Below are 22,394 nucleotides of genomic sequence, written 5' to 3'. Positions count from 1 at the left end.
TCCCGCATGGCGAGCACAATATTCGATCCCGGCCATGCTGAACTGGTCGCTATGCTCAAAGCCACCAGGCTTGAACGAGGCATGACGCAAGCCGCTGTTGGCGAGAGAGTTGGGAAAAGCCAGAGCTTTATTTCACTGATCGAGCGCGGCCAGCGGCGTGTCGATGTCATTGAATTCATTGCGCTTGGTAGAGCAATGGGGGTGGACGTCGAGCAACTCTTCTCCCGTGTAGCGTCAGAGCACTCGAGGGAAGCAGGTTAGCGCAGAGCCATTAATACGGAAAAAATGCCTATGGCAATTTTCCATATAGCTGGGGTGCCGGTTCAACAGCCGGCTAACCCATGCCAAAGACGATCTTCGACGGTGCACATGCCGATTTGGTGCAGGTATTGGTTGAAGCGCGGAAGAGGTCTGGCCTTACACAGACTGAGGTCGCAGAGCTTGTCGGCAAGGACCAAACATTCATTTCTCTGATTGAACGATCGCAGCGACGCGTCGATGTTCTGGAATTCATCGTCCTAGCGCGCGCCATGAAGCAAGATCCCGCGACTCTCTTCGGGGTCTTGCTATCGAAGGTTCCAGCACGTATTCGGATCTGATCTTCGAGACGGCTTTCTATGGCGTCTCGCGCGCAAGCGCGCGACCGCGCTCTACGGCGCCGGCTACGCCGCCGCCGCCGAGCCCGCTTCGCGGTCTCGGCCCTACGGGTGACATGGCGTAACAGCGGTCCGGAAGCGGACTCGTTGTGAGAGACTGGCTCCGGATCAACCGGAGGGCCCGCTGTGCAGAAGCAATCGTATGTAGGTCTGGACGTCTCGCTGGCCGAGACGAGCATTTGCGTGATCGACGAGACGGGTGCCAGGCTCTTCGAGGGCAAGGTGGTCACCGATAGCGCGGCGATCGCCGCCGCCGTCCGCCGGCATGTCGTCGGTCAGGTGGTGCGCGTGGGCTTGGAGACGGGAACGACGGCTGGGTGGCTCTGGCGAGAGCTGATAGCCTTGGGCTTGCCCGCAGTCTGCCTCGACACGCGCCACGCCCACCGCGCGCTCTCCCTTCGCGTCCAGAAGACCGACAAGAACGATGCACGCGGCCTGGCCGAGCTGGTACGCCTGGGCTGGTATCGGGAGGCCAAGGTGCGCAGCGTCGATGCGCAGTTCGTCCGGTCGCTCCTGATGGCGCGGCGTCAGCTGCTGGCCATCAAGCGGAACCTCGCCAACCAGCTGCGCAACGTGCTCAAAACCTTCGGCCTGACGCGGACGTCGACCGCAGGCCGGGGCTGGCTCGCCAAGGTGCGCGCCATCGTCGCTGAGACGGCGTGGGTCGCTCCCGTCGTGGAACCCATGCTGAAGATCTGCGCCGAGCTGGACGTCCAACTGGCGGCATTGAACAAGCAACTGCTGATCCTGGCGCGGGAAGATCCCGACGTGCGCCGGATGATGACTGTGCCCGGGATCGGCGCACTCACTGGCCTGGCGTACAAGGCGGCGATCGACGATCCATCCAGGTTCACCAGCTCGAGTTCGGCCGGGCCCTATCTTGGTCTGGTGCCGAAGGTCCATCAGTCCGGAGAGACCGAATGGACTGGGCGCATCAGCAAGACCGGCGACGAGCTGGCGCGAACCTACCTCTACGAAGCCGCGGGCGTGTTGCTCTTCAAGGTCTCGCGCTGGTCGGCGTTGCGGGCCTGGGGAATCCGCCTCGTCCAGCGCATCGGACTGAAGCGGGCCAAGGTCGCCGTGGCACGCAAGCTCGCGGTTCTCCTGCACGCGCTTTGGACCGACGGCACCGAGTTCGAATGGCGAGTGGCTCAAGCATGAGGCCCTGAACGCCAGCAATCACTCCGGCGACGGAGATCGCACTGCCGGGACGACGGGCCGGACGACCACGTAGCTTTCGACGCGACGCAGATCGCGCGGCTTACAAGGTGGCGCCTCCCTCCGAACAACCCATGCTGAGGCGGCATGTCCGACCTCGAAGAGAACCATGAGCCCGGTGGTCGAGACCCACGCCGAGAATACGTTGCGAGATCTGCTCCGCGTGCGGGGCGGACGACGCGGCGCTGGGCGGATGACTTCGTAGCGATCGTTGCGACCTGGCGAGCCAGAGCCGCGAGGGTGACATTCGAAGCATCCGTCCAGATTGCGGAGCCCGATTAGCCTCACCGCCATCGCCGCAGTTCAAGCATCTACCGCCGCACGGTCACCCCAAGGCTGACCGCCCTGGGGCTGTCGCCATCGATCCTACGCCCGGCGACAAAATCGAAGTCGAAGCGGCCGCCAGCGGGGTTCCAACGCAACCCCAATTGACCGCCGGGGCGGCTGCCGCCTCGGCGGAAGCTCTCTGCCATGAGGGTCAAGTCGCGGGTCAGACTCAGCTCGGCCTGGGCGCCGTAGAAGGCCGCGTCGCGCCGGGCGGCGACGCGGCTGTAGCTCCAGCCGGCGTTGAGATTGATGCGCAACCGTTGCCCGACCGGGATCGTCAGCGGGACGATCAGGCCAGCGGTCTCCAGCCGCCCGGCGCGCACGCTGTAGGCCGCCGAGCCAGCCAGTCCGAGGCCCAGGCCCTTCTCCTCGGGCAGTAGGTTCAGCTTCAGGGCCGGCCCGGCCAGGGTGTCCGACGCGCCATCGGCGGTCCAGGCATGCTGAATGCCCGCGCCCAGTTCCAGCCGAGGCCAGGCCTTGCGGGTGCAAGCCGGCGACAGGTTCACAAGACCCTGACGCGGCGAGAACCGTGTGGTCCAAGCCTCCAGGTGGCAGACGCCCGGCGTTTCGACGGTTGCGTCATCGACGACGTGCTCGTTGCCTGACGCCCAGGCCACGGGTGCGATGAAGAGGCTGGACGCGAGGATGGCCGCGCCCAGGAAGGTCTTCACGATCATGGTTCGCCCCCTTGGCGAGATGCTAGGTCGGGTCTTCCAGCGAGAAGCGGTCGACGCCTTCGTCGTATGAGAAGGCCTCGGCATAGCGGCCCCAGTTGGTCACCGACCGCAGGGTTTGGTCGGCGTAGTCGGGAGACATGAAGTCCTCCAACTCGTCGCGGAACCGGCTGGCGGGGGCGGCATGACTGGGCCGGTCGTCCAACACCCGGCGGATGTGGGCGGCCAGCGGCACGTGGGTCAGCAGTTGCTGGGCGAAGATCTGCTTGCGCGCGTCGACATCGGCCTCGGCGTAGCGGCGGGCCGTGGCGGTCAGCACGAGGTCACCCTCGCGCAGCTCGGCCAGCCGCAGCAGCTGCAGGGTCTCGGCGATGGGGAACAGCTCGTCGGCCTCATACTGCAGGTCCGAAGCCAGGTCCGACATCGGTGCGCGACCGTCGAAGGGCGCGGCATGCAGGGCCTCGATCAGGCCGGCCATGACGTTGGTCGAGACGCGCGGCAGCTCCATCGACAGGCCCGTGCCCGGGAATACGCCATCGCGCGCGGCGGTGGCCGGCGGCAGCTCGCGGCGGGTCATCTGGGCGTAGATCCGCTCGACCAGTTCGCGGAAGGCCGGGTCCTGGCGGTTGCGCGGCTGGGGCAAGTCGACCTTGATCGTCGATACCACCCGGCCCGGATTGGACGAGAACACCAGGATGCGGTCGCACATCAGCACGGCCTCCTCGATGTTGTGGGTGACCATCAGGATCGCCTTAATCGGCATCCGGCCTTCGCTCCACAGGTCGAGCAGGTCGGTGCGCAGGGTCTCGGCGGTCAGCACGTCCAGGGCCGAGAACGGCTCGTCCATCAGCAGGATCGACGGATCGACCACCAGGGCGCGAGCCAGGCCCACGCGCTGGCGCATGCCGCCCGACAGCTCCTTCGGGTAGGCGTTCTCGAAGCCGTCGAGGCCAATCAGGTCGATGGCGGCGAGAGCCCGGCGGCGGCGCTCGTCAGGGCGCACGCCCTTGGCCTCCAGCCCGACCTCGACGTTCTGCTGCACGGTCAGCCAGGGGAAGAGCGCGAAGCTCTGGAACACCATGCTGACGCTGGTGGGGCCGCCCTCGCGCGGCGGGAAGGTGATCTCGCCGGCGGTCGGCTTGATCAGGCCGGCGATGGAGCGCAGCAAGGTCGACTTGCCCGAGCCCGAACGGCCCAGCAGGCCAACGATCTCGTTCTCGTTCAGGGTCAGGTCGACATTGTCGAGCACCAGCAGGTTGGCGCCCTCGGCCTTGCCGTACAGGTGGCGCACGGCTTTGGCTTCGACCAGCGGCGCTTGGATCGGGGTCATGCAGGTCATGGGACGTTCTCCCTTAAGCCAGACGGAGGCGGCGTTCGGCGAAGCGGTACATCGGCCGCCACAGCACGCGATTGAAGGCGATGACGAAGACGGACATGACGGCCACGCCCAGGGCGACGCGGGCGCTGTCGCCAGCCGCGGTGGCCTTGGCGATGTAGCTGCCCAGGCCGGCGGCCTCGAGGTGCTCATGGCCCCAGCTGACCGCCTCGGCGACGATGCTGGCGTTCCACGATCCGCCGGAGGCGGTCAGGGCGCCGGTCACGTAGTAGGGGAAGATCCCGGGGATCGCGACCTGCCGCCACCACTGCCAGCCCTTGAGGCCGAACATGCCGGCGGCTTCCTTCAGGTCGCTGGGGATGGCGCTGGCCCCAGCGATGACGTTGAACAGGATGTACCACTGGGTCCCGAACACCATCAGCGGCGACAGCCAGATGTTGGGGTTCAGGCGCAGGGCGACGATCGCCGCCACCGCGAACGGGAACAGCACATTGGCCGGGAACGCTGCCAGGAACTGGGCGATCGGCTGCAAGCGCTCGGCCCACTTCGGGCGCAGGCCGATCCAGACGCCGATCGGAACCCAGATCAGGGTAGCCAGGGCGATCAGCACTACCACTCGGACAAGCGTGGCCAGCCCTAGCAGCGAGACTTGGCCCAGGTCAGCCAGAGTCAGGCGCACGCTGAGGAACGACCACAGCAGCCAGGCACCGCCGATGACGGTGAGCCCAACGAGGGCCAGCCACACGGTGTCCAGGATCCGGCCCAGCGCCGGGGGCGGCCCGGGCAGGCGAAGGGCGGGCAGGCGGACCGGCGAACGCAGGCCGGAGGCCGCGCGCGACAGACCGACCAGCGGGCGGCTCAGCGATCGGGTCCAGGCCGCGCGGCGCAGCAGGTCATAGAGCCACGAAGCCGGACGCTGCTGGCTGGCGGTCTGCTCGAAGCGGAACTTGTCGGCCCAGGCCACGACCGGCCGGAAGACCAGCTGGTCGTACAGCACGATGACCACGGCCATGGCTCCGACGCCGATGGCGACGGCCCTCATGTCCTGGCGCGCTATGGCGACCGACAGCCACGAGCCGATGCCGGGCAGGGTGACGGTGGTGTCGCCCACGGTGATGGCCTCGGACGCCACGACGAAGAACCAGCCGCCCGACATCGACATCATCACGTTCCAGACCAGGCTGGGCGTGGCGAACGGCAGCTCTAGCCGCGTGAAGCGCCGCCAGGGCGAGAAGCCGAACTGGCGGCTGACCTCGTCCAGGTCGGCCGGCAGGGTGCGCAGCGACTGGTAGAAGCTGAAGGCCATGTTCCAGGCCTGGCTGGTGAAGATCGCGAAGATCGCCGCGCACTCCACGCCCAACTGGCGGCCGGGAAACAGGCCCATAAAGAAGGTGACCGTGAAGGTCAGGAAGCCCAGCACCGGCACGGACTGCAGAATGTCCAGCGCGGGCACGATCAGCAGCTCGGCCTTGCGGCTCTTGGCGGCCAGGGTGGCGACCGCGAACGTGAAGACCAGCGAGGCGCCCAGCGCCAGGAACATGCGCAGCGTTGTACGCAGGGCGTATTCGGGCAGGCGGGCGGGGTCCAGCGTGACCGGGGCGGCGTGCAGGGCCGCCAGGGGCTGGCTCATGTCCTCAGCGCCACGCACCACCAGGATGGCGCAGGCGGCGAGCAACAGGAACGCGACGAGATCCGCCCACGAAGGGACGGCTCCAGCGTTGCGAAAACGCGCGAACGGGCGCGCGGCCTTGGGATCTCCTGAGAGGAAGACCATGGGGCTTCACCTTGTGACTGTGGCCGCGATCGGCCATCAGCAAGGAGCCCGTTAAACCCCTAGCGTGACGCCTTTCGCGGCGTGATGGATCGACTGTTACTGTCGCTAGGCATGGGTTTTCGGTTTCCGTTGGTGGCACCGTCCGCTGCGTTGCAGCATCAAGCGCGGCGGCGGGATGCGCCTCTCCAAGGAGCTTGTCAAGCGCGCTCGAAGGGGCCGGCGAATTGTCGCAAACGAAGTACGCGCGCTACGGGAATTGGGGCATCCGCCTCCAACCGGGTTGACCGCTGTTAGAGAACGATCGCTGACGCGGCCGGCCGCGGGCCGGCAGAACATGACTCATCACAGAACTTGGGAAGGTCCGCTCATGGGCCCGACTTCGGGCTCTATACTTAGCCCAATTTCAGCTCCTCGAATTGACCTCTGAGCGGGATCGAAAGCTCGCGGCAGAAGTCGCGGGGTTCGTGTGGAACATGCCCTAGACGGCGGCCGACGCTCGCGCCTGAGCTTGGGGAAGCGCATGACAAATCGGAATCGCGGGCCGACAAAGGAGGCGAGCGCGGCCGGTGATTGTCATGCGCAGGCATTCAATCGGAGGGTTTGTCTTTACGAAGCTCTGTCGTAGCTTAGCCGCAAAAGTGTAGTCGAGACCGCTGGGCTTCGAAACGTTACGAGGAAGGAAGTTGGGTCCTGGCTGCCCCTGAGATCAACTTCGACGACGTGCTTGGCGTCGCAACGGTCACGGTTCCCGCGTCAATCCGCACGCTGCCGGGCGGTCGGCTGAATCTGTGTGTCCTGCAACTCGCGCAGAGTTCGCTGAATCAGATCAACAATGACCAGAGCCGGCCGGCGGCCTGTGCGGCCCTCTCTCACCTGCTGGTCGGCGGCGGCGTGCATGCCTCGCCCGTGCTTCGGGACATCGCGCCGGGCGCGTCTCCGGTCGTGATCGTAACTCCGGAATATGCCTTCGGGCACGGCGACTGGGCCAAGCTGGACAACCTCGTGCGCCAGCAGCAACGACCAACGGTGTTGATTGCTGGCTTTGGCGCGACCCCAGCGGCGTCCGTGGAGGCCTGGGCGAACGGGGGAGGCGAGACGGCGCGGCGATTAAGCTGGACCCCCGTGAGCGCACAACTCTCCGCGGCCAGGCCAGTCAACGGAGCTTGGTGCTGGCTGCATGGATTCGGGGTCGACACGACGTGCGTGGCGCTCCTCAAGAACCACATGGAGCAGGGCTCAGAGCTGGTGGCCCTGGAATGGATCCAGTCGGGGACCCACCTTTTGAAGGTGTCCTTCAACGATCTCGACCTCGTTCCGATGATCTGCGCCGACATGGTGCAGACCTTTGCGCAGGGCGACGGGACCGCGGTTCACCGCATGCGGACCGCGCTGCAAACCGCCGCCGCGCCCGCGCCGCCGGTGCTGGTGACCGGCTCGCTGGTGCAGAAAGAGCCGAGCAACGCGAACTGGGCGATCGCCGTCGATAATTGGCTGCACCACGTCGCCCCGGCGCGCGACACGCTGGTCGCTTTGGCCAATGTCTCGATCGACACTCCGGTTTGGCCTGAAGCTCAGGACGCCTGGCGCTCGCTGACCGGCGTGTTCAGTCGCATGGCGCCGATCCCGCGCAACCAGAAACACCTTCGCGCCACGCGTGGCGTGGGGACGCAAAGCATCAAGGGTGCGGTCCTGCGGGTGACCTCACCGTATGTGACCGGCGGACCGCTCGCATGGCCGCCGTACAGCCCGACCGGCGAGCAATTCTACTGGCACGTTGCAGTGGGCGCGCCATTGGACACAACGGGCATCCCGCAGCCCATTGATCGGCTACCGGAGATCGCGAGCATCGAACTCGCCCGGTTCACACGGCGGGCTGCCATCGGGGCGACGTGGTGTCCGCGCGTGGCGGCGGGGCTCGGAGTCGTGCGTCAGCACCTCAGCGCCGAGGCCGCGCCTATCGCGGCCGACCTGATAGCAGGTCTCCTTCATGGGGTGCGTCGCGACGCACGCTGCTCGCCGGAGAAAGTCGCGGAGGATCCGATTGGGGGCGCCCTGGCCCTGGCGATCCATGGCTTGGCGACCTTGCTGACGGAAGCAGGCGTCTTTGTCTGGCGCGCGCATGCGGGGCAGACAGGACAGCTTGTCCTGCAAGCGCCGGGGGCGAACGTGCTGATCTGGCGCGACCCTGGCTTTTCCGGTCGTCAGATCGGACACGCCTTGGGGGACTGGCTGGCGGAGCCCGATCAACACCCGCACCTCGTCGTCCTGGCGGCGGGTCAGTACGGCCAGATCGATGAAGGCCCTGTCGTCAGACACCCGCGGGACAACATCGCCGCTGGACCCGACTCTGATGCGCCACTCAATCTCGGTGGGGGCTTGGCGGACCATGAGAGCGACATCACCGAACAACGGCACGTGCGAACAGCCACGCTGGTTCGGCTGGATCACCTCATCGAGCTCTACGTCGACTATGACGCCGCGCAGGATGCGCCGCGGATGGCGGCGCTGATCGATCGTTTGACGCAGGCGGCGCAGGCAGCATGACGGACACAGATTGGATTGGCGGGGGTGTGACGGCGATCGGGCCGCTGTGCGAGGCAGTCGGACTGGCGGTGGAGCCGGACGTCGAGGCACCCGACGGCGTCACCCTCTGGAGCGGCGCGTACGCCGCGGTCGCGTTCTGGCCCACCTGCGAGGAGCAGTTCATCGTCGAGGCCGGACAGGCCGAGGCCTGGTTTGCTGACTATCTCTACGGCGCTGAGCGCCGCCGAAATGCACGCGTCGTCGATGGCTATCTTCTCCTGGCGTTCGCTCAACCGGTGGCGGAGGCGCTCCACAGCGTCGTTCGGTCCGTCGAGCTCTCCACCCAGATCTGCCGCAAGCACGCTGTATGGCCGGACGCCGGCGGCGCTTGGCGTCGTCTGGATGCGGTGACAGTTCTGGGCCTGCCAACGGGGGTTACGGCGGCGTCTGGCGAACCGGGTTGGCCCGTCCTCGATGACGAAGCTGCGTCCTTATGGGCGCGCATCCAGCGTTCCGGCCCGAAGCGTGCGGCCGAAGCGGAGGACCGGCGCCCATGACCGGCTCGCTACTCGCCGACAAGGTCAAGATCGCCGCATTCCGGGGCATCACCGAGCCCCTGGAATTGGATTTCACGGCGCCGGTGACCTTGGTCTACGCCGCCAATGGCACGGGCAAGACCACCTTCTGCGAGGCCGTCGAATGGCTGCTGACAGGTCAGGTCGAGCGGCTGCGTGACGGCGCCTGGAAGAATGACGTCCTACAGTCGGCGTTTCTGGACGAGGTAGCCCCAGAGGTCGAGGCGACGATCCGTATAGGCGATCAGCCTCATCGGCTGTGGCGCACCCCGGCCGGCGCTTGGATCGATCAGCGCAATGGGGCGCCGCGCAGGCCGGGCGATGTCCTGGAGATCCTGGCACCGACGGCGTCAGCCCCCGACAAGCATCACAAGAGCGCCATCAGCCTTCGCCAACACTACCTCCGCGGCACGCGTTTCCTGACCAGCGAGGCGCTCGCGGCGCTCGTCGACAACAGTCCAGAGAGCTTGAACCGGCGGAAGGATGTGTTCGCCGACTTGCTTGGGATCCGGCACCTCCGGGACGCCGAGCAGGCGAGCGGGAAGTACATCGCCGAACTTGCGCCGTTCCTGAAGGACTTAGACGCGCGACGAAAAGCCCTGAGCGCGGAAGCCTCTCAGCTCCGCGCCGAGCTAAAAGACGCCGCCGCGACGGCGAAGAATGCGGACGCCAGTCTGGCGGCGGCCGAAGATCTGTTGGCTCTCTCCGGCACCGGCCTGGACATCCCCGGCCGGATCGAGGCGGCCGTCGGGGCGATCGCCAAGGGGCGCTCCGAACAGGCGCGGCGTTCCAAAGCCCTGGACGAGCTCGCACCGGTTTGGTCGCGCAAGGCGGAGGTTGAGGCGCAGATCACCGCACTTCTTCCCTTGGAGACGGCGGCGGCCGAGACCTTCCAGTCGGCCCAGGACGATCGGAAGACCGCAGCGGAAGCTGTGATCGCGGCGGAGGCCGTGGTCCAGCCGGCCTTGACACAGGTTGGCCGGCTCGGCGCGGCCGAGGACGCGGTGGTCGCTCGTCTCGAGGCCATGCTGAGGGCGGCGGCGCTCGCAGAGCCTTACCTGACGATCACGCCAGCGACCCTCGCGAATCTCGTGGAGGCTGCGCCTGAGACGCGTTGGGATGCGACGGCCAGAGCGGCGCGGCGCGCGCAACTCCGCGAAGCCGTGAACGCGGAGCCGCGCATCGATGCGATGCTCGCCGAACGCGCTCAGCTTGCGGCGCGCCGTGGTGAGGTCGCCACTCAGGTTGTCAGCCCTGAAGAGCTGCAACGTTTGCGGAACGTTGCCGAAGCGAGCGAAGCGGCGTCATCGCAGGCGCGTGCTGAGGCCGAAGCGCTCGCCGGCCCGCTTGCCACGCTGCAGTCGGCGGGCCGAAGCGTGATCGATCATCAGCATGATGGCGATACCGAGTGCCCGCTCTGCGGCCACGACTGGCAGGGGCGCGCCCAGCTCGTTGCAGCGGTCGAGCGCACCCTGAGCGCAGCGCCGGCGATGGTGGCGGCCGCCCGAACGCTGGCGAGCAGCGCTGCGTCGGCCGCGATCGCCGCGCGTAAGGCGGTCACCGACGCGATCCAAATCCAAAGCCAGGTCGCCACCCTCGATCGGGAGTCACAGGACTTGGAGCGTCGCCTGGACGCGGACCGACAGCTTCTGACCGCGCTCGACGCACCGTTGTCAGGATCAGACCGGCGGCGCTTCCTGGATTGGGCGGAGCGTCGCTTGGATCTCGGCGATGCGCTGGCGGCATTAAGCGCCGCCCAGACCGAACATCAATCGATCGTCAGCGCAGACGGCGAACGCTTCCTCGATCCCGCACTCCCAATTGCGGACCTGAGAGGTCGACTGGCCCAGACCATACTCGGCAGGCGTACGGTGCTGGAAGGCGTCTTGCGAACGGCGCGTGAAGGCTTGGGGCGCGCGCAAGCGACGCTCGCCGAAAAGGTCACGGTAGAGACGACCCGAAAGACAGAGCTGGATTCGGTCCGCCGCGACCAGGCTGCGGCTGAACGTGAACGCGCCACGATCTCCCAGCTTTGGACGTCCGCCGCCGGCCAGGTGCCGTGGACAGCGGACGGACTTGAACGTTTGAGGGGCGAGGTCAAGGCGGCGCTTTCCAAGCTCGATACCGCCGACAATGAAGTGGTGGCCGCGAGGGCCTCTTGGGCTGTCGAAGCTAAGCACACCAAGCTGGCGAAGATCGAAGCCGATCTGGCGCCAATCACCGCGAAACATGCTCGCCTGAAGGCGAGCAGCGACGTCGCCGAGCGGCTCCAGAAGGCGTTTCGCGAGAACTACACGGCGACGAGCCAAGCCCAGGTCGGCGGCTTGAGCCGCGTCGTGAACGCGCTGTTCCTTCGGATGCACGCGAACCGGATTGTTGATCGGATCGATCTCGGCCAATCGGAGTCGTTCCTGCACTGGTTCGCAGATGCGGGGGTTGCGCAGCTCGACCCTGGTCGTGATTTTAGCCAGGGACAAAGGCAAGATCTCGCACTAGCACTGTTCCTTGCCCGAGCACGCGGATTGGGTGGCACGTTCTTCCTGGATGAGCCCGTTGCGCACTTGGACGACCTCAATCGCGTAGGGCTTATGGACGTATTCCGCGCCGTTGCCACGGAGGGCGGCGGTCGGGTGAGACTTGTGATCACCACGGCAAGCCGCAGCCTAGCTCGGCACATGGTCGAGAAATTTAGCGCAGCCGGATCGGACGATCCGAAGAGCCCCGCCATGCGCGTCATCGAGCTGACCGGCAACGGCCGCCTCGGTGTCAGTCAGCAGCAGGTTTACCCGATCGGCGCTTAGTACGGCGATCGTCAGGTCAACGCCAACTCGGCTCTCCCGGTCGCGGCCGCTCACCCAAGCTAGTCAGTGGGTCTGTAGCCACTTTGGGCGTTCGCCGAAGCTAAGCCAGTTGCGCTGAGCGTCCGCTTTTCGCAGCGATCCCAAGCTCCGCCCATGGCGCAAGCCAACCTGAGCCTTCATCTCGTTAGTTCCGCCGTCGCTAGCAGCCCCGAGCCACCGCACACGCCGCCGAAGGCGTAGTAGCGCGACATGGATGGACGCCCAAATGAAGGACGAGTATGAATGTTGCTCGTTTGTTCCAATCGGTACCTTAAAGGGTCGAAAAGGGGGCGGCGCAGCTGTGCAGATCGGTCAGCGGGCTGACGATAGCTCGACAAGGACAACAATGGTAGACGAGCTTGACCACCTCGCGCTCACATGGGACGCCGCAATGCTTGCGGTGGCGGGGGAGGCAATGGCTGAGTCGCAGGGGGCATTATTCGACGAGCGCTTTCTTGAAAGGCACGCCGGCGAAATTATCCGCGATCCCGAAGTCGCCATCGTCGAGCTAGTGGCCAACGCCTGGGATGCCTGGGCGACGCGGGTCGATATCCACTGGGCCGAGCGAGGTAACGAGCAGGTCTTCTCTATCACAGACAACGGTAAGGGGATGTCCAAGGCGCAGTTTGAGCGCCGATGGCGGACCCTCGACTACAACAAGCTGACTGAGGAGGGCGCGACGTCGACCCCGCCGGAGGAGTTGAAGTCGTTCGGGTCTCGCCGGTCTTACGGCCGCAACGGCAAGGGCCGCCATGCCGCGTTTCGCTTCGGCGACCCCTATATCGTTCGTACCTGGTGCGAGGGCCAGGAGGTCACTTACGAAGTCCGGCGCGGCGTCAACGTCCCCTTCGACCTTAAGCTGGTTAGCGAAAGTGGCGATGTCCTAGGCCACGGCACGGAGATTTCCGCCCCAAGCGGGACCGGCGTGAATATGACAGCGCAGCAAGTACGCGAGGTCATCGGCACGCGTTTCCTGGCGGATCCAAACTTCCAGGTTATCGTCGATGGGACCAAAGTCAGCTTCGAAGACGTGCCCGCCGGCAAGATCCGCGAGTTGGAGGTCGAGGTCGCCGGGTTTGGCCTGGCTGGGCTCGTCGTGATCGACACCCAGAAGGCGGACCGAACGACCCGCCAACATGGGATTGCCTGGTGGGTCGATAACCGGTTGGTCGGACGCCCCGGATGGGCCGGCTTCGAACTCGATGGTCGCACCAATGAGGCGAAGCGTTTTCAGTTCATCGTCCGGGCTGATTTCCTGGCTGAGGCTTCGGCCACCTTGCCGGACTGGTCCGGTTTCGATCCACGCAACCCTGCCTGGCTGGCGACGCGGGAGGCGGTGTTCGCCAAGATCCGCGAATTCCTAAACGGATTTACTGCTGAGCGCCGGGGCGAGATCAAAGCAGCAGTCCGGGAAAGCTTGAGCGGTGCGGCCGCGCGGCTGGCACCGGCCAGCCGAGACCGCTGGAACGAATTTGTCGATGCGGTAGTGGACACGTGCCCGAGCATCTCCGCGGACGAGGTGGAGCAGGTCGCGGCCATTCTGGCGAAGCTTGAACTGGCGGACTCGAAGTACGGGCTGATCCAGCAGCTGCACGTCATGAAGCCGGGCGATTTCGATGAGTTGCACAGCCTCCTGACGAGCTGGACGGTACGAACCGCCAAGATCGCGCTCGATGAGGTACAAAGTCGGCTGAAGTTGATCGAGGAGCTCGACCAGAAGCTTCGGGATGAAAGCCTGGCGGAGGTCGGTGACCTGCAGCCTCTGTTTGAGCGTAGCCTGTGGGTGTTCGGCCCCGAGTTCGAAAGCTTGGAGTTCACCAGTAACCGCGGCATGTCCGAGGTTATCCGAACGATTTTTGGCAAGGACGTTCCCGGCTCCAAGCAGCGGCCCGATTTCGCGATGCTTCCGGACGGCAGTGCTGGTTTCTACAGCCGCGACTCCCACGATCTGGGTCATGATGTTGCGGGCGTCTCGCGCTTGGTGATCGCCGAGATCAAGAAGGTCGACGTGATCCTCGGCTCCAAGGAGAAGGAGCAGCCCTGGCGCTATGTGAAGGAACTGATCAAGAAGGGCCTGATCACTGAAGCCTCAACCGTCACTTGCTATGTCCTGGGCTCGCGGGTCGACCCGACCGAGACCGGGGAGCGCACGGAGTGGAACGACCGGGTCCGCATAATCCCGATGACTTACAATGTCTTCATCCGGCGTGCTGAGAAGCGGATGCTAGGCTTGCGGGACAAACTGCGAGACGCTCCCTTTTTGAAGGACCTTGGCCTTGACGCGGAGGCATACCTGGAACCGGCCAAGGGGACGCAGACGACCTTGGACCTTGTGCCCGCGGTTAAACCGCCGAAGGTGCTCTAAGCGGAACTGAGGGCAGGCGCGTGCTGCGACGGCCGCCGGATGTCCTGTTCCTGGAGCCATTCCAACGTCCGGTCATGGCGCTGCCCGGCCGGCAACGCGGGCCTTAGGATCGGCAGGGAAAGGTTATGGGTGGACGTTTGGGTCGCTCGTAGAGAAATCGCGCGGACATCACGACGTCTCAGGTCTCAGGGCTCCCGCGTATTCCGGGCCTATTGTGTGGTCAGGCTCACTGGTCCAGAGGCTCGACCTCCGTCACCTGTCGGCGCCACCGGCCCGGAGCCTCTCCGGTTAGATGGGTGAAGGCGCGGGTGAAGTGCGCTTGATCGGCGAACCCGCAGGTTAACGCGATCTGGCCCAGGCTTTGGTCCCCTGTGATCATCAACCAGCGTGCACGCTCGATACGCTTGCGCGTCACATACTTGGTGAATGGCGAGCCGAAGCTGATCCGAAAGCAGCGGGAGAAATGGCTCGTGCTCAGCCGCACCTGATCCGCCGCCTCGGCCAAGGTAATCCGGCGTTCAATCCGCTCGTCGATGTAGCGGCCGACACGCCTGACCTGCCAAGGCAGGAGGCCGCCGGGGCGGCAGGCATCGTCAGGCGACAGCAGACGCCGCGCGGCCGCCAGGTAACGGCGGGCTGCCGACATGTCGTCTTCGAGACGCTCCAGGCCTTCGCGCACGAGGAGGTCGATCGTCGCCAGATCTGGGGCCTGCCCCTGAACAGCGCCCGGCCGCGCCCCATCCAGCCAGCGTTCGTCTATGACCGAGCGCGAGAAGGGTCGCTGCGTGGCCTCGAATGCGCCCGGCGTCGATGTGCGAAGAGGTAGAGATTCAGCGATCATGGCGACCTACGCTTTCAGTCAAGGCGAGGCCAGCCGCCTCCCGTCGAAAGAGTGGTTAGGGAGCGTCCGCACTTCTGGCCAACGGCATTTCGGCGCGACCAATTCTGCATAAATGCAGTTTGAGAGATGCGCCGAATTCTTGCCATCACTTGCTGACCGGCCCCGTAGCGGGACGCCGGGAATGCAAGGAGATGGGTATGACGAGCACGGCGTTCATCAAGAAGGAAGCCGCCTATCTGGGTGTGCCGTGGGAGGACGCTTACGGTTACGCCCAAGCGATCAAGGTTGGAAACATCATCCGCGTCTCCGGCCAGCTCAGCCACGATAGCAACGGCAAGCTGGTCGCGCCGGCGGCGCTGAATGAACAGGGCAAGCCGGCCGATTTTTCGACGATGGAAGCGCAGATGCGCACCACCTACGCCAATGCGGCCAGGCTCTTGGCGCAGTTCGGGGCCAGCCTGGACAATGTGGTCGAGGAAACGCTCTTCGTTCTCGACGTAGACGCTGCTTTCGCGGTCGCGGCCAAGGTTCGTGGCGAGGCCTACGACGTCGCGCGCCCCCAGGTCGCCAGCAACCTGATCGGCGTGACGCGGCTGGCCTTCCCCGAGCAGCTGATCGAGATCACCTTTACCGCGGTGCTGCCGGAAATCTGAGCGGACGCCAAGGTCCGTCGGGCGCCGCACGCGGATCGCAGGCGTCGCCCAGACGCCCTTCGACGAGATCGCGCTGCCGGCTGATCGTTTCGACGCAATGGCTCATGAAGGCGTAGATCCGGCCAGATCGGCGGATATCCGGGTGGGTCAGGAGCCAGAGGTCGTCGCTGAGCGCCGGTTCTATTGGTCCCACCCTTTCGATATCCGGCGACAGGTCGCCCAGCATGCAAGGTAGATATCCCACGCCCAGGCCAGCGGCGATCGCCGCCGCCGCGCCGGCGACCGAGTCGGTGCGGTAGGCGATGCTGTCGGCTGGAACGCGGGTCCCGACCAGGTCGGCCGCCTTCAGGCCCGAAAGCCTTCCACCGTACGACACCCATTGACGCTCGGCGATGGGACGGTCGCCGCCGATCGAACCAGCACACGCCGAGTACGGGGCCCAGGCGATCGTGGCGACCTTCCGCCCGAACAGGTTCTCAGGCGGAGCCTCGGTGGCCCGGATCGCAATATCCGCCTCACCACGCGCCAGGTTCATCGCACCATTGCCGACGTTCACCTCAACTCGGATCGCCGGGTTCTGGGCCTGGAACGAGGCGATCATGGGCGTGAGGAAGTAGAGCAGGATCGAGTCGCTCGTGGTGATCCTGAGATCGCCCGCATGACCCTGCGCATGGCCGGAAACCCGCCGCGCGACGCTGACCACGTCCAACTCCATCCGCCCAGCCAAGGCGACGATCTGTTCGCCCTGCGCGGTGGCGACATAGCCCGTTCGGCGCCGATCAAAGAGCGCCACGCCAAGCACCTCTTCGACCTTCGACAGGCGGCGCGCGATGGTCGAGCCGTTGATGCCCAGCATGTGGGCAGCGGCCGCGAGCGCGCTTGTCTCGGCGATCGCGCGGACAATGCGCAGGTCGTCCCAAGAAAGCTTGCTGATTGGGTCTCCCATGCGGGGCGTTTGCTCAGGCTCGGTCGTCGTCAACTCTCCGCATCAAGCGACTTCAGCGCCCGCTGTATGGTCGGGCTTTCCCGAAACTAAATGGTCTATTTGGCCAAGACGCCGGTAGCGCGATTTGCAGGTCTGATACGACACCCCATTAGGCGTGATGCGGGTCCGACTTTGCCGCCGGCCCCGAACTTCTCCATCGCGCTAGCCAAGGCCAAAAACAACTTTCGCGGCGGCGACGCCAAGCGTGGAGCACCGGGCGATGAACACCTGTATGTGCGCCAAGGCTCGATCTCACCCGACCGCCGGCGACCTGAACGTCGTGCTCCTGGCGGTGGGCTAATGTCGGCTGTTGGCGCACTTCACCACCCCGGAGCAATAAACTTGGGCTCAGCGTATCGGCGGCGCCGCCGCAAGCATGTCCGCATTTAGCGCCTGCAGGCTCGACCGCATCGCAGCGATCTGTTCCGCAGATAGCGGCAGGCGGTCGACGACACCGCGCCGCACCTGCAGAACCTGGTCTCGCAGCGCCCAGCCGGCGTCCGTCAGGTCGACCCACACCCTGCGCTCGTCGACCTCGTCACGCACGCGGCGCAGCAGGCCGGCGGTCTCCATCCGCTTGACGAGCGGCGTCACCGCGCCGGTATCCATGCAAAGGCTGCGGCGCAGGTCGCCCATGCTGGTACGCTCAGTCCGCTCCCACAGAGCAATGAGGACCAGATACTGCGGATGGGTCAGGCCCAGGGGTTCAAGCAAGCCGCGATAGATCTTGGTGACGAGACTGCTCGCCACCTGGAGAGCTAGGCATAGCTGCTTGTCGAGATGCAGTTCGTCATAGGCCGCCTGAGCACTGGGCGTTGGCGAGGGGGTGGGGGATGGCATTGCGGACGCTCGCCCTAACTTCGGTCCACAGGACTCGATGGGAGGCAGAGATAGGTCGCCAACGTTAACGCGGAGTTGCATCTGCCGAAAGTGAAAATATCAAAGTCGATATAATCATGTCTTAAGCATCGCCGTTTAAACCGGCTCCATTCGTTGTTTTGGAGATCGGAATGTTCGGCATCGACGGCAGGCAGGCGAGAGCTCTTCGCGAACGAGTCACCGAGCTGGAGGCGATCGTCGCGGCGGTTCGTCGCTCCCAGGCGGTGATCGAGTTCGAGCTGGACGGCACGATCATCGACGCTAACGAGAATTTCCTGGCCACGATGGGATATCGGCTCGAGGACATCCGCGGCCGAAATCACAGCCTGTTCGTTGCTGCGGAGGATGCTGCAAGCGCGGAGTATGCCCGCTTCTGGGAGCGCCTTCGGGCCGGTGAGTTCTTCGCCGACGCTTTTCGCCGGGTCGGCGCGGGCGGAGCGGAGGTGTGGATCCAGGGCACGTACAACCCCGTGTTCGACGCGGAAGGCAAGCCCTACAAGATTATCAAGTTCGCGAACGACATCACCGAAGCGCGGCGGCGACAAGCGGCCGATCTCGCCGAACGCGATCGCGCCGAAGCAGTGCAGAGCCGCGTGGTCTCGACCCTGGCGTCGTGCCTCGCACGACTCGCGAGCGGCGATTTGACCACGCGCATCGAGGCGGACTTCTCAGGCGACTTCGACCGTATCAAGCAGGACTTCAACAGCTCGGTGAACAGTCTCGCTGAAGCCATGGGCGCGATCGCCGACACCACGGACAACCTGCAGGCAGGGTCCGGTGAAATCGCCAGCGCGGCCGAGGACCTGTCGCGCCGCACAGAGCAGCAAGCCGCCAGTCTCGAGGAGACAGCCGCGGCCCTCGATCAGATCACCGCAACGGTGCGGACGAGCGCCGACGGCGCTCGCCAAGCCTCCCTCGCCGCGTCGCACGCCAAGAGCGACGCCAGCGCTTCGGGAGAGGTGATGCGGAACGCCATCCTCGCGATGGAAGCGATCGCCCAGGGCTCTGGCCAGGTCGGCCAGATCGTCGGGGTGATCGACGAGATCGCCTTTCAGACCAACCTCCTTGCGCTGAACGCCGGGGTGGAAGCTGCCCGCGCGGGAGAGGCCGGTCGCGGCTTCGCCGTCGTCGCCCAGGAGGTCCGCGCCCTGGCTCAGCGTTCAGCCGAAGCGGCCAAGGAGATCAAGAGCCTGATTTCCACCAGCAGCCAACAGGTGACGCACGGCGTGGAACTGGTCACGAAAACGGGTCAGGCGCTCAGCGAGATCGTCGACAAGGTGACGGACATCGACGGACTGATCGGCGCAATCTCGCGCTCGGCGCAAGAACAGGCCGCGAGCCTCAACCAGGTCAATGCGGCCGTCAATCAGATGGATCAGGTCACGCAACAGAACGCGGCGATGGTCGAGGAAGCCACGGCCGCCGCCGCCAACATCGAGAGCGAAAGCCGGCACCTTGCCCGCCTGATGTCGCGCTTTGAGACCGGCGCGCGCACCCGGACGACCCAGTGGTCGCGGGACCTTGCCGCGTGACCGCTCGGGCAACCCAGGGCTCGCTTCGTCTATGAACGTTCAGCGTCGCAACAACGTCACCATTGAGGGCGAGGGATCGCGGACGCTGATGTTCGCCCACGGCTATGGCTGTGATCAGTCCATGTGGCGGCTGGTTGCCCCGCACTTTCTCGCCGACAAGGTCGTTCTGTTCGATCACGTCGGAGCAGGAGACTCTGACGTCAGCGCTTACCAACGTCAGAAATACGCTGGTCTGGCCGGCTATGCCGAGGACGTGATCGAGATCTGCGAGGCCCAGGGGCTTCGCGAGGTCGTCTTCGTCGGCCATTCGGTAAGCGCCATGATCGGCGCCCTGGCGGCGATCCGTCGGCCTGACCTCTTCAGTCGCCTGATCATGATCTGCGCCTCGCCGCGCTTTGCTAATGACGAAGGCTATGGCGGCGGGTTCGATCAGGCGGACCTTGAGGATCTGATCGAGCTGCTCGCCAAGAACCAGCTGGACTGGTCGTCTGCGCTCGCCCCGGCCGTGGTCGGCGATGCCGGCTTCCAGGCCGAGTGGCGTGACAAGGTGTGCCGGATCGACCCGGTCATCGCCGAGGACTTCGCCCGCGCGACCTTTCTTTCAGATCATCGCTCGGATTGCCGGAGCGTCTCGACCCCGACCCTACTCATCGAGTGCAGCGACGACGCGCTCGCACCCGCAACCGTCGGCGCCTTCGTTCATGAGGCGATCGCTGGCAGCCAGCGCGTCGTTCTGCAGGCGACGGGGCACAGCCCCCACCTTACGGCGCCCGACGCTGTCCTCGACGCCATGCGCGCCTTTCTCGCGGGCGCTCCGGCCGCAACGGCCTGAAAGACTCTATGCCTCTCCCGCCCGCCGAAGAGTTCTATGATCTCGCGCCTTGCGGCCTGCTGAGCCTGGATGCGGAGCTGACGATCAGGTCGGCCAACGCCTACTTCCTGCAGATGGTGGGCTTGGCGGATGGGGCGCTTGCCGACGGGTTGAAGTTCACCGCCCTCCTGAGCGTGGCGAGCCGGATCTTTGTGCAAGGCCGCTTGCAGGCGCAATTGGCCCTGGCTGGCCGAGTCGAGGAGATCGCGCTGGACCTCGCGCGCTCTGACGGGCGGCGCGTGCCCGTGATGATCAACGCCGCGCAGGCGCGGGACGCCCACGGGCGCCCCGGCGCCATCCACATGGCGATCAGCCAGGCCGTGGCCACCCGCGCCTACGAGGCTGAAGTGCCCAAGGCGCGGCAGGAGGCCTTGAGCGCCCTGCGGGTGAAAGCAGACTTCCTGGCCAATATCAGCCACGAAATCCGCACGCCGCTGAACGGCGTCATTGGCGTCGTCGGCGCGCTCGGTCGCACCGTTCTCTCGCCCCAGCAGAGGGAGATGGTCGCGCTGATCGAGGCCTCCGCCGTAACCCTCGAGCGGCTGGTCGGGGACATACTGGAAATCTCACGGGTCGAGGCGTCAGGGCTCGCGTTGAGCATCGGCGCCTTCAGACCCGACGAGGAGCTTCGCGGTGTCCTGGATCTCGCCGCGCTCAACGCGCGCGCCAAAGGGCTGGCTTTCGAGGTCGTCAGCGGGCCTGGCCTGGACCGGACGTTCCTGGGGGACGGGGTGCGGCTGAGACAAATACTGACCAACCTCACGTCCAACGCGATCAAGTTTACCGAGCAAGGCGTGGTGCGTGTTGAGCTGACGGTGGAAATCGCCGAGGACGCGCCAACCTTGGTGTTATCAGTGCGGGATACCGGGATCGGTTTCGATCCGCATCAGGCCGACGCTCTCTTCGAGCCCTTTCACCAGGTCGATGCCGGCATCAGCCGGCGCGTCGGCGGCGTCGGGCTGGGCTTGTCGATCAGCAAGGCCCTCGTCGAGGCCATGGGCGGATCGATCAGCGCCCGTTCGGCGATCGGGGAGGGAAGCGCCTTCACCGCACGGATCCCTGTCCAAGCGGTCGATGATCCGGCTGCATCAGATCGCCCCGAAACGCCGGCCGACCTGGAGCGCGCCTTGCGCGTGCTGCTCGTGGAAGACAACGAGATCAATCAGCGGGTCGTCCAGATGATCTTGGAGCAGGCGGAGATCGACCTCACCATCGCGGCGAACGGAGCGCTGGGGCTTGACGCTTGGCGCGGTCAGGACTTCGACTTGGTGTTGATGGACATGCAGATGCCGGTCATGGACGGTCTAACAGCTATCCGCGCCATGCGGGCGGAGGAGGCGAGTGGACTTCAAGGCCGCAGAACACCCATCGCCGTCCTGAGCGCCAACGCGATGGAGCACCACCGCGCCGAGGCCCTTGAGGCTGGCGCAGATTCGCATATCGCCAAGCCCATTTCCGCCGCCGCCCTGCTCAATGGCATCCAGAAGACGCTGTCTTCCCAGTTTAGGGACTGAAGGTCCAGTTTATGGAAGTGCGCCAACGGCTGCTATTGGCGCTAGCCCGACGACCACTTCACACGATATCGCCGGGGCGCCAGGCGCTCTCTATCGGTTGACAGCCACATCGAGTGTGAAGCGCGCCGTCTCGCTACGGCGTGCGGCGCTGCGCATTAGATAGACTTCGATCTTATATTTGCCGCTGGCGACCGCCCGGCCGCGGTACCGGACGCCGCTGATCGAGCCGTTGAACACCGCCTCGTTGGCGCGCGGCGGGGTTACGTTGAAATAGCCGGCGCGATTGGAGCTTTGGAGCGACGCGGTGATCGCCTGACCGGCGCGAACGTCCAGCAGATAGGTCACGGTCTCATAGCCCTTGATGACGCCACGCCGCGTGGCGGACGAGGCGCCACGGTCGAAGCGGATCTCCTCAACGCGTCCGCTTGCCACCGGTCCGCCAACTGGGCCGGGCAAGGTGGTCGGCTGGGGACGGCAATCGGGCGCCGGCGAGCGGGTGATGGCGTCGAAGCGGCCGTTCATCGTGGTGACCGACAGGCAGATGCCGCGACGCTCGTTCCACCAATAGGTCCATTTGCGGTCGTCGCCGGCCTGGGTGCGAACGTTGACATAGCCCCGGGAGGCAAGGGCCGCCTCCGCGCCGGCCGCGCGCGCGCCGACGAGGTCGCGCAGGTCCGGCGGCGTGTCCTGAGCCTGGGCCGCGCCAATGCCGACGCTGGCTGCGAGCAGGCCTGCGGTGATCATGGTCTTCAAACGTCGCATGCGGCTCTCGAATGTGAACTGGTGGAAACGGGGCAGGTTTGAAATTCCAACGCCCCGCTGAGGTACGGG

At 65.5% G+C, this 22,394-nt stretch carries 17 protein-coding genes; 10 read left to right on the top strand and 7 right to left on the bottom strand.

Annotation, left to right across the window (positions count from 1 at the left end):
* Nucleotides 1-341: 341 nt before the first annotated feature.
* Nucleotides 342-599 carry a helix-turn-helix transcriptional regulator gene (locus G5B46_RS07140; RefSeq protein WP_165257259.1) on the top strand — a complete coding sequence of 86 codons (258 nt, stop codon included), beginning with the start codon at nucleotides 342-344 and terminating at the stop codon, nucleotides 597-599.
* 183 nt (nucleotides 600-782) lie between these two features.
* A complete protein-coding gene (locus G5B46_RS07135) occupies nucleotides 783-1,817 on the top strand; it encodes an IS110 family transposase (protein WP_165257257.1) in 1,035 nt (344 codons plus the stop codon).
* Between the two features lie 368 nt (nucleotides 1,818-2,185).
* On the opposite strand, the gene G5B46_RS07130 is transcribed toward G5B46_RS07135, so the two are convergent.
* The 3 genes from G5B46_RS07130 to G5B46_RS07120 are packed head-to-tail and all read right to left on the bottom strand — an operon-like array spanning nucleotide 2,186 to nucleotide 5,841.
* The gene (locus tag G5B46_RS07130; RefSeq protein ID WP_205691517.1) at nucleotides 2,186-2,878 is read right to left on the bottom strand and encodes a hypothetical protein; all 693 of its coding nucleotides are present in this window, start codon (nucleotides 2,876-2,878) and stop codon (nucleotides 2,186-2,188) included.
* Nucleotides 2,879-2,900: 22 nt separating this feature from the next.
* Nucleotides 2,901-4,214, bottom strand: a complete 1,314-nt coding sequence (locus tag G5B46_RS07125) for a nitrate/sulfonate/bicarbonate ABC transporter ATP-binding protein (RefSeq protein WP_165257255.1) — start codon at nucleotides 4,212-4,214, stop codon at nucleotides 2,901-2,903.
* A 13-nt stretch (nucleotides 4,215-4,227) separates the two neighbouring features.
* Nucleotides 4,228-5,841, bottom strand: a complete 1,614-nt coding sequence (locus G5B46_RS07120; protein ID WP_240903372.1) for an ABC transporter permease subunit — start codon at nucleotides 5,839-5,841, stop codon at nucleotides 4,228-4,230.
* 864 nt (nucleotides 5,842-6,705) lie between these two features.
* Between G5B46_RS07120 and G5B46_RS07115 the strand changes: the two genes are divergently transcribed.
* The 4 genes from G5B46_RS07115 to G5B46_RS07100 all read left to right on the top strand — a co-directional run bounded on the left by G5B46_RS07115 (nucleotide 6,706) and on the right by G5B46_RS07100 (nucleotide 14,288).
* The gene (locus G5B46_RS07115) at nucleotides 6,706-8,529 is read left to right on the top strand and encodes an ABC-three component system protein (RefSeq protein ID WP_165257251.1); all 1,824 of its coding nucleotides are present in this window, start codon (nucleotides 6,706-6,708) and stop codon (nucleotides 8,527-8,529) included.
* Nucleotides 8,526-9,065, top strand: a complete 540-nt coding sequence (locus G5B46_RS07110; RefSeq protein WP_165257249.1) for a hypothetical protein — start codon at nucleotides 8,526-8,528, stop codon at nucleotides 9,063-9,065. The genes G5B46_RS07115 and G5B46_RS07110 overlap by 4 nt, the downstream gene beginning before the upstream one ends.
* On the top strand, nucleotides 9,062-11,884 hold the full coding sequence (locus G5B46_RS07105; RefSeq protein WP_165257248.1) for an AAA family ATPase: 2,823 nt from the start codon (nucleotides 9,062-9,064) through the stop codon (nucleotides 11,882-11,884). The genes G5B46_RS07110 and G5B46_RS07105 overlap by 4 nt, the downstream gene beginning before the upstream one ends.
* Nucleotides 11,885-12,149: 265 nt before the next feature.
* Complete coding sequence (locus tag G5B46_RS07100) at nucleotides 12,150-14,288, top strand: ATP-binding protein (protein ID WP_240903371.1); 2,139 nt, start codon at nucleotides 12,150-12,152, stop codon at nucleotides 14,286-14,288.
* Between the two features lie 226 nt (nucleotides 14,289-14,514).
* Here G5B46_RS07100 and G5B46_RS07095 read toward each other — a convergent pair whose 3' ends face one another.
* Nucleotides 14,515-15,129, bottom strand: coding sequence for an AraC family transcriptional regulator (locus G5B46_RS07095; RefSeq protein WP_116568492.1), 615 nt, complete (start codon nucleotides 15,127-15,129; stop codon nucleotides 14,515-14,517).
* Between the two features lie 197 nt (nucleotides 15,130-15,326).
* On the opposite strand from G5B46_RS07095, the gene G5B46_RS07090 reads away from it, so the two are divergent.
* On the top strand, nucleotides 15,327-15,782 hold the full coding sequence (locus G5B46_RS07090) for a Rid family hydrolase (protein ID WP_116491589.1): 456 nt from the start codon (nucleotides 15,327-15,329) through the stop codon (nucleotides 15,780-15,782).
* Here G5B46_RS07090 and G5B46_RS07085 read toward each other — a convergent pair.
* Both G5B46_RS07085 and G5B46_RS07080 read right to left on the bottom strand, forming a co-directional pair.
* Nucleotides 15,757-16,761 (bottom strand): LysR family transcriptional regulator, encoded by a 1,005-nt coding sequence (locus G5B46_RS07085; RefSeq protein WP_240903370.1) that lies wholly within the window; start codon nucleotides 16,759-16,761, stop codon nucleotides 15,757-15,759. The genes G5B46_RS07090 and G5B46_RS07085 overlap by 26 nt on opposite strands.
* Nucleotides 16,762-17,115: 354 nt before the next feature.
* Complete coding sequence (locus G5B46_RS07080) at nucleotides 17,116-17,607, bottom strand: MarR family transcriptional regulator (protein ID WP_116491591.1); 492 nt, start codon at nucleotides 17,605-17,607, stop codon at nucleotides 17,116-17,118.
* A 170-nt stretch (nucleotides 17,608-17,777) separates the two neighbouring features.
* Here G5B46_RS07080 and G5B46_RS07075 point away from each other — a divergent pair, with 170 nt between their 5' ends.
* Genes G5B46_RS07075 through G5B46_RS07065 form a run of 3 tightly spaced genes read left to right on the top strand, consistent with a single transcriptional unit; the run spans nucleotide 17,778 to nucleotide 21,563 of the window.
* Nucleotides 17,778-19,178 (top strand): PAS domain-containing methyl-accepting chemotaxis protein, encoded by a 1,401-nt coding sequence (locus G5B46_RS07075; RefSeq protein ID WP_116491592.1) that lies wholly within the window; start codon nucleotides 17,778-17,780, stop codon nucleotides 19,176-19,178.
* 31 nt (nucleotides 19,179-19,209) lie between these two features.
* The gene (locus G5B46_RS07070; protein ID WP_116491593.1) at nucleotides 19,210-20,010 is read left to right on the top strand and encodes an alpha/beta hydrolase; all 801 of its coding nucleotides are present in this window, start codon (nucleotides 19,210-19,212) and stop codon (nucleotides 20,008-20,010) included.
* A gap of 8 nt (nucleotides 20,011-20,018) precedes the next feature.
* Nucleotides 20,019-21,563: an ATP-binding protein gene (locus tag G5B46_RS07065; protein WP_116491594.1), complete on the top strand. Its 1,545-nt coding sequence runs from the start codon at nucleotides 20,019-20,021 to the stop codon at nucleotides 21,561-21,563.
* Between the two features lie 90 nt (nucleotides 21,564-21,653).
* Here G5B46_RS07065 and G5B46_RS07060 read toward each other — a convergent pair whose 3' ends face one another.
* Nucleotides 21,654-22,325 carry a hypothetical protein gene (locus G5B46_RS07060; protein ID WP_165257246.1) on the bottom strand — a complete coding sequence of 224 codons (672 nt, stop codon included), beginning with the start codon at nucleotides 22,323-22,325 and terminating at the stop codon, nucleotides 21,654-21,656.
* Nucleotides 22,326-22,394: the final 69 nt, after the last annotated feature.

Origin of the sequence: Caulobacter sp. 602-2 (assembly GCF_011043625.1) — a bacterium.
Lineage (GTDB): Bacteria > Pseudomonadota > Alphaproteobacteria > Caulobacterales > Caulobacteraceae > Caulobacter.
The sequence above is the reverse complement of the archived record's forward strand: the minus strand, read 5'-3'. Positions and strand labels throughout refer to the sequence as shown.

Excerpts from the sequence above, each read along its gene's own strand:
- G5B46_RS07140 (WP_165257259.1), top strand. The coding sequence starts at position 342 with ATGCCAAAGACGATCTTCGACGGTGCACATGCCGATTTGGTGCAGGTA.
- G5B46_RS07130 (WP_205691517.1), bottom strand. The coding sequence starts at position 2,878 with ATGATCGTGAAGACCTTCCTGGGCGCGGCCATCCTCGCGTCCAGCCTC.
- G5B46_RS07125 (WP_165257255.1), bottom strand. The coding sequence starts at position 4,214 with ATGACCTGCATGACCCCGATCCAAGCGCCGCTGGTCGAAGCCAAAGCC.
- G5B46_RS07120 (WP_240903372.1), bottom strand. The coding sequence starts at position 5,841 with ATGAGCCAGCCCCTGGCGGCCCTGCACGCCGCCCCGGTCACGCTGGAC.
- G5B46_RS07110 (WP_165257249.1), top strand. The coding sequence starts at position 8,526 with ATGACGGACACAGATTGGATTGGCGGGGGTGTGACGGCGATCGGGCCG.
- G5B46_RS07105 (WP_165257248.1), top strand. The coding sequence starts at position 9,062 with ATGACCGGCTCGCTACTCGCCGACAAGGTCAAGATCGCCGCATTCCGG.
- G5B46_RS07100 (WP_240903371.1), top strand. The coding sequence starts at position 12,150 with ATGAAGGACGAGTATGAATGTTGCTCGTTTGTTCCAATCGGTACCTTA.
- G5B46_RS07095 (WP_116568492.1), bottom strand. The coding sequence starts at position 15,129 with ATGATCGCTGAATCTCTACCTCTTCGCACATCGACGCCGGGCGCATTC.
- G5B46_RS07090 (WP_116491589.1), top strand. The coding sequence starts at position 15,327 with ATGACGAGCACGGCGTTCATCAAGAAGGAAGCCGCCTATCTGGGTGTG.
- G5B46_RS07080 (WP_116491591.1), bottom strand. The coding sequence starts at position 17,607 with ATGCCATCCCCCACCCCCTCGCCAACGCCCAGTGCTCAGGCGGCCTAT.
- G5B46_RS07075 (WP_116491592.1), top strand. The coding sequence starts at position 17,778 with ATGTTCGGCATCGACGGCAGGCAGGCGAGAGCTCTTCGCGAACGAGTC.
- G5B46_RS07070 (WP_116491593.1), top strand. The coding sequence starts at position 19,210 with ATGAACGTTCAGCGTCGCAACAACGTCACCATTGAGGGCGAGGGATCG.
- G5B46_RS07065 (WP_116491594.1), top strand. The coding sequence starts at position 20,019 with ATGCCTCTCCCGCCCGCCGAAGAGTTCTATGATCTCGCGCCTTGCGGC.
- G5B46_RS07060 (WP_165257246.1), bottom strand. The coding sequence starts at position 22,325 with ATGCGACGTTTGAAGACCATGATCACCGCAGGCCTGCTCGCAGCCAGC.